The organism is Kineococcus siccus (genome assembly GCF_009906795.1).
In the GTDB taxonomy this organism is placed as follows: Bacteria; Actinomycetota; Actinomycetes; order Actinomycetales; family Kineococcaceae; genus Kineococcus; species Kineococcus siccus.
This window is the reverse complement of the sequence record NZ_JAAALN010000243.1, coordinates 1-5,851: the sequence shown is the minus strand read 5'-3', so window position 1 is coordinate 5,851 and position 5,851 is coordinate 1. Positions and strand designations below refer to the sequence as shown.

The 5,851-nt window shown below is 74.8% G+C and carries 8 protein-coding genes; 5 read left to right on the top strand and 3 right to left on the bottom strand.

The features are described from left to right. The 5 genes from GTR02_RS19095 to GTR02_RS19075 form a co-directional block, all read left to right on the top strand. A partial coding sequence (locus GTR02_RS19095; protein WP_166609069.1) for a DUF3151 domain-containing protein occupies positions 1 to 384 on the top strand: 384 nt, incomplete at its 5' end. Then, entirely contained in the window at positions 381 to 1,427 is a 1,047-nt protein-coding gene (locus tag GTR02_RS19090) for an NAD(P)/FAD-dependent oxidoreductase (RefSeq protein WP_166609068.1), read from the top strand. The genes GTR02_RS19095 and GTR02_RS19090, both read left to right, overlap by 4 nt. A gap of 88 nt (positions 1,428 to 1,515) precedes the next feature. Continuing rightward, positions 1,516 to 2,802: an adenylosuccinate synthase gene (locus tag GTR02_RS19085; protein WP_166609067.1), complete on the top strand. Its 1,287-nt coding sequence runs from the start codon at positions 1,516 to 1,518 to the stop codon at positions 2,800 to 2,802. Further along, a complete protein-coding gene (locus GTR02_RS19080) occupies positions 2,799 to 3,254 on the top strand; it encodes a GNAT family N-acetyltransferase (RefSeq protein ID WP_338073929.1) in 456 nt (151 codons plus the stop codon). The genes GTR02_RS19085 and GTR02_RS19080 overlap by 4 nt, the downstream gene beginning before the upstream one ends. 38 nt (positions 3,255 to 3,292) lie before the next feature. Next, positions 3,293 to 3,586, top strand: a complete 294-nt coding sequence (locus GTR02_RS19075) for a hypothetical protein (RefSeq protein ID WP_166609066.1) — start codon at positions 3,293 to 3,295, stop codon at positions 3,584 to 3,586. A 19-nt stretch (positions 3,587 to 3,605) separates the two neighbouring features. On the opposite strand, the gene GTR02_RS19070 is transcribed toward GTR02_RS19075, so the two are convergent. From GTR02_RS19070 to GTR02_RS19060, 3 genes are read right to left on the bottom strand one after another with little or no spacing between them, the layout of a single operon-like run. Further along, on the bottom strand, positions 3,606 to 3,800 hold the full coding sequence (locus GTR02_RS19070) for a hypothetical protein (RefSeq protein WP_166609065.1): 195 nt from the start codon (positions 3,798 to 3,800) through the stop codon (positions 3,606 to 3,608). 47 nt (positions 3,801 to 3,847) lie between these two features. Then, positions 3,848 to 5,086, bottom strand: a complete 1,239-nt coding sequence (gene aroC, locus GTR02_RS19065) for a chorismate synthase (RefSeq protein ID WP_166609064.1) — start codon at positions 5,084 to 5,086, stop codon at positions 3,848 to 3,850. A 49-nt stretch (positions 5,087 to 5,135) separates the two neighbouring features. Beyond that, positions 5,136 to 5,612, bottom strand: coding sequence for an Lrp/AsnC family transcriptional regulator (locus GTR02_RS19060; RefSeq protein WP_166609063.1), 477 nt, complete (start codon positions 5,610 to 5,612; stop codon positions 5,136 to 5,138). Positions 5,613 to 5,851 lie beyond the last annotated feature (239 nt).

Genomic DNA, 5,851 nt, shown 5'->3' with positions numbered 1-5,851 from the left:
CCCCCCACCCTCCTGCCGGCCGTCCCCGAGGTCGACGCGGCGCTCGCGGGCGGTGCGGACCCCGCCCAGGTGGCCGCGGCGCACCCGTCGGCCTCGCTGCCGTGGGCCCTGCTCGCCGAGCGCGCCTTCGGTGCGGGAGAGGACATCGCGGCCTACGCCTACGCGCGCACGGGCTACCACCGCGGCCTGGACGCGCTGCGCCGCGCGGGGTGGAAGGGGCACGGGCCCGTCCCGTACTCCCACGAGCCCAACCACGGGTTCCTGCGCTCCCTCGCCGCGCTGGCGCGTGCGGCCGGAGCGATCGAGGAGGTCGAGGAGCTGGCGCGCTGCACCGAGTTCCTCGCCGACTGCGATCCCGCGGCCGCCCAGGCGCTGCTCGCATGACCGCCGCCGCCTCCAGCAGTGCGGGGCCGGCGCCCGTCGTCGTGGTCGGTGCGGGCATCGCGGGGCTCACGTGCGCACGAGTCCTCACCGAGGCCGGGGTGCCCGTGCGGGTGCTCGACCGCGGCCGTCGACCCGGGGGCCGCATGAGCGGGCGCCGCGTCGAGACCGCCGCGGGGGTCCGCGTCGTCGACCTCGGGGCGTCGTACTTCACGGCCTCCGGCGACGAGTTCACGGCCCAGGTGGCCGACTGGCAGGCCCGCGGACTCGCGCGCCCCTGGACGGACCGCTTCGAGGTCATCGACGGCAACCCCGACGTCGCGGCGCGCGAGCCGCAGCGCACGTCCTCGGGGCCGGTGCGCTACGGCGCGGCCGGAGGGCTGCGCAGCCTGGTCGACGACCTCGTCGCCCCGCCCGGGCGGCCCGCGCTGCTCGTCGAGAGCGAGACCGACGTCGAGTCCGTCGACGCGACGGCCACCGGCCCGCAGGTCGACGGCGTCGACGCCGCCGCCGTCGTGCTCGCCATGCCGGACCCGCAGGCGGCCGACCTGCTGCCCCGCATGGTCGCCATGCGCCTCGACGTGTCCGCGCGCTGGAACTACCGGCCCTGCATCGCGGTCTACGCGGCATGGTCGTCGCGGTGGTGGCCGGACTTCCACGGGGCGTTCGTGAACTCCTCCGACCTGCTGGTCTTCCTCGCCGACGACGGCGACCGCCGCGGAGACCGGGCGCCGGTCCTCGTCGCGCACGCGGCGCCCGAGTTCTCCGCCGACCACCTCGACGACCCGGCCTCGGCCGTCGCGCCCGTCATCGCCGAGCTGGGGCCCCTGCTCACGGGGAGCCCGACGCCCGTGCCGGAGTGGAACCGCGCCCACCGCTGGTCGCTCGCGGAGCCGCTGCGCCAGCACGAGGAGCAGCCCTTCGGGCTCGACGAGGGTTCCCTCATCGGCGTCTGCGGCGATGCGTGGGGGCCCACGCCGAAGGTCGAGGCCGCCTGGACGTCCGGGCGCGCCCTGGGCCTCGCGCTGCTCGAGCGCCTGCGCTGAGGCGTCCCCCGGTCGGTGGACACGCCGCACCGGGGGAGGGCGGGTACTCTCGTCGCGGTCTGTTCACGAAGTGGAAGCAGGGGATGTCATGCCCGCGATCGTGCTCGTCGGTGCCCAGTGGGGGGACGAGGGCAAGGGCAAGGCCACCGACGCCCTCGGAGCCCGCGTGGACTACGTCGTGAAGTTCAACGGCGGCAACAACGCCGGCCACACCGTGGTCGTGGGCGACGAGAAGTACGCCCTGCACCTGCTCCCCTCGGGCATCCTCACGCCCGGGGTCACGCCGGTGATCGGCAACGGCGTCGTGGTGGACCTGTCGGTGCTGTTCGAGGAGATCGACGCGCTCGAAGCCCGCGGCGTGGACTGCTCGAAGCTGCTGGTCTCGGCGTCGGCGCACATCATCGCGCCCTACAACCGCGCGCTGGACCAGGTGACCGAGCGGTTCCTCGGCTCGCGCAAGATCGGCACCACGGGCCGCGGCGTGGGCCCGACGTACGCGGACAAGATCAACCGCGTGGGGCTGCGCATCCAGGACCTGTTCGACGAGAGCATCCTGCGGCAGAAGGTCGAAGGCGCCCTGCAGCAGAAGAACCACCTGCTGGTGAAGGTGTACAACCGCCGCGCGGTCTCCGTCGACGAGACCGTCGAGGGGCTGCTGTCCTACGCCGAGCGCCTGCGGCCCATGGTCCGCGACGTCAGCCTGGAACTCAGCCGCGCCCTCGACCGCGACGAGATCGTGCTGTTCGAGGGCGGCCAGGCCACGTTGCTGGACATCGACCACGGCACCTACCCGTTCGTCACGTCGTCGAACGCGACGGCCGCGGGCGCCTGCACCGGCTCGGGGATCCCGCCCAACCGGATCGACCGGATCGTGGCCGTCGTGAAGGCGTACACGACCCGCGTCGGCGAGGGTCCGTTCCCGACCGAGCTGCTGGACGCCGACGGCGACAAGCTGCGCCAGGACGGCGGGGAGTTCGGCACCACGACGGGACGTCCCCGCCGCACCGGCTGGTACGACGCGCCGATCGCCCGCTACGCGGCGCGCATCAACGGCGTGACCGACTTCGTGCTGACCAAGCTCGACACCCTCACGGGCTGGGAGCGGATCCCGGTGTGCGTCGCCTACGACGTCGACGGCGTCCGCTTCGACGAGATCCCCATGTCCCAGAGCGACTTCCACCACGCGACCCCGGTGTACGAGTTCTTCGACGGCTGGACCGAGGACATCACCACGGCCCGGACGACGGCCGACCTGCCGAAGAACGCGCAGCGCTACGTCGAGGCGCTCGAGGCGATCAGCGGGGCGCGGATCTCCGCGGTCGGGGTGGGCCCCGACCGCGAGCAGACCGTCGTGCGGCACGACCTGCTGGGGTGAGCAGCGCGCTCGTGCCCGACCTGCAGGTGCGCCACGCGCCGCTGGGCGCCGTCGAGCCGGAGGTGCTCTACCGGTTGCTGCGCCTGCGGGTCGACGTGTTCGTCGTCGAGCAGGAGTGCCCGTACCCCGAGCTCGACGGCCGCGACGCCGAACCCGGCGCCCTGCTGCTGTGGGCGCAGGCGCCCGACGGCACGGTGGCCGCGACGGCGCGCCTGCTGCGCGACGCCGACGGGTGCGCCCGGATCGGCCGGGTGGCCACGGCGCGCGCGTTCCGCGGGGCCGGGGTCGCGGCGCGGCTGATGCGGCTGGGCCTGGACCTGGCCGGCGACGTCGAGGTGGTGCTGGACGCCCAGGCGCACCTCGCGGGCTGGTACGCGCGGTTCGGGTTCGCGGTCGACGGCGAGCCGTTCACCGAGGACGGCATCCCCCACGTGCCCATGCGCCGCGCCTGACCGCAGGGCCGCCGCCGCCCCCGGGTCATGATGGACGGGTGACCTGGGTGCTGCTCGTCCTCGCCGCGACGGCCTCCGCGGCCGCGGGCCTCGTGCTGGCGCGGGCGAACCCGGACGCGCGCCTCCCGCTGTGGGGTGGGCCCCCACGCCGGCCCCGCACCTACTTCGTCGCCTACACCGCCACGATCGTCTTCATGATCACCGCGGCGCAGGGCCTGGCCCGCGCGATCGGCGACGTGGCCTGGCTGCTCGCGGTGGTCGCCGCGCTGGTGCCGCTGCTGGTCGTGACGACGGTGCACAACCGCCGGCTGCCGCGCCGCCCCGTGGGCTGACGCGGCCGCGGGGACTCGGTCAGGGGCGCCGCGCCGGGCGACGACGGGACGCGACCGCCAGCGCGATGCCGACGATGGCCACGATCGGGCCGACGACGGCCCAGGTGGTGTTGCCGGACATGGCGCTGCCGCCGAGGACGCCCACCCCCTGCAGGAACCAGAGGACGCCGAGGAGAGCCAGGACCACACCGAGGACGAGCATCGCGATCTTCATGAGGAGATGGTCTCTCCACCTCGCACCGAGCGCGCGGCGGGGGTCCCTCAGTCGCGCAGGTCGGTCCGGATCGCGAGGCCGTCGAGGTAGCTGCGCACGTTGGCCCGCACCTGCCCGACGGTGTCGCCGCCGAACTTCTCGAGCACCGCGTCGGCCAGGACGAGGCTGACCATCGCCTCCGCGACGACACCGGCCGCGGGAACGGCGCACACGTCCGAGCGCTGCGCGATCGCCTGCGCCGCACCACCGGACGACGTGTCCACGGTGTCGAGCGCCTTCGGCACCGTGGAGATCGGCTTCATGGCGGCGCGGACGCGCAGCACCTCGCCGTTGCTCATGCCGCCCTCGATGCCGCCCGCGCGGTCGGTGCGGCGGCGCACGGTGAGGCCGCCCGCGTCGCTGCCGTCGTCCGTGCGCTCGATCTCGTCGTGGGCCTGCGACCCGCGGCGACGGGCGGTCTCGAAGCCGTCGCCGACCTCGACGCCCTTGATCGCCTGGATGCCCATGAGGGCCGCGGCGAGGCGGGAGTCGAGCTTGCGGTCCCAGTGCACGTAGGAGCCGAGGCCCGGGGGCAGCCCGTGGACGACGACCTCGACGACGCCGCCGAGCGTGTCGCCCTCGCCGTGGGCCGCGTCGACCTCCGCGACCATGCGCGCGCTCGTGCCCGGGTCGGTGCAGCGCACCGGGTCCGCGTCGATGCGCTCGCGCGCGCCGCGCTCGGGCACGCTGCCTGCCGGGACCGCCACCGACCCCAGGGACACGACATGGGAGACGACGTCCGCCCCGACGGTCTGGGCGAGGAAGCGCCGCGCGACCTCGCCGAGCGCCACGCGCGTCGCGGTCTCGCGGGCCGAGGCCCGCTCGAGCACGGGACGCGCGTCGGCGAAGGAGTACTTCTGCATGCCGGTGAGGTCGGCGTGCCCCGGCCGGGGCCGGGTCAGCGGGGCCGAGCGGCCGCGGGCGGGCAGCCGGCCCGGCTCGTCGTAGCGCCGGCCCTCGGCGTCGGTCGCGTCGGGGGACATGACGTCGGACCACCGGGGCCACTCGGTGTTGCCGATGCGCAGCGCGACCGGACCGCCCTGCGTCAGGCCGTGCCGGATGCCGCCGATGACCTCCAGCTCGTCCTGCTCGAAACCCATCCGCGCGCCGCGGCCGTAGCCCAGGCGCCGCCGGGCCAGGGCCGCCCGGACGTCGTCACCCGACACCTCGACCCCGGCGGGCAGGCCCTCGAGGATCCCTGCGAGCGCCGGACCGTGGGACTCGCCTGCCGTCAGCCACCGCAACACGTCACCCATCCTGCCTCACGGGCCGCCCGGCCCCGGACGGCGGGACGCGTCAGTCGGCGAGGTCGCTGAGCAGCGGGTCGATGCGGTACGGCACCAGCTCCCGCATGGCCAGCGAGGTGCGGGTGCGCACCACGCCGGGGATCGACAGCAGCGACTGGCCCACGCGGTAGAGGTCGTCCGCGTCGCGCGCGACGACGCGGCACATGAGGTCGCCGTCACCCGTGATCCCGTGCACCTCCAGGACCTCGGGCGTCTCGCGCAGCCGGCCGAGCGTGTCGTCCTGCTGGCCCTGGTGGATCTCGATCATCACAAACGCGGAGACGGAGAAGCCGAGGGCCGCGGGCGCCAGGCGCCGCGAGAAGCGGTGCAGCACACCGTCGGACTCCAGGCGCTCGAGATGGGCCTGCACCGTCCCGCGGGCCAGGTTCAGCAGCCGCGAGAGCCCGAGCACCGTGGCGCGCGGATCCTCGTCGAGGGCGAGGAGGATCCGGGCATCGATGGGATCGAGACGGCGCACGGCGGACATCTTGTCCTACGTCTCCGGGGTGGTGACGGGCAAAGTGCTCAGGCGACCGCCGGAGGGGACGACAGTCGGTGCCCGACCGCGCTCAGCCGGAGGGTGCGGCGTCGCGTCTGAGCGCCACGACAAGGCTGGTGGAGGGGGCAGGAGGTGTGGTGGCCCCCTCGAGGTCGTCGAGCCGGGTCGGGCCGGTGCGCTGCGGTGAGGCGGTGAGGCGGTGATGGGGCGGTGACGTGGTGGGTGGG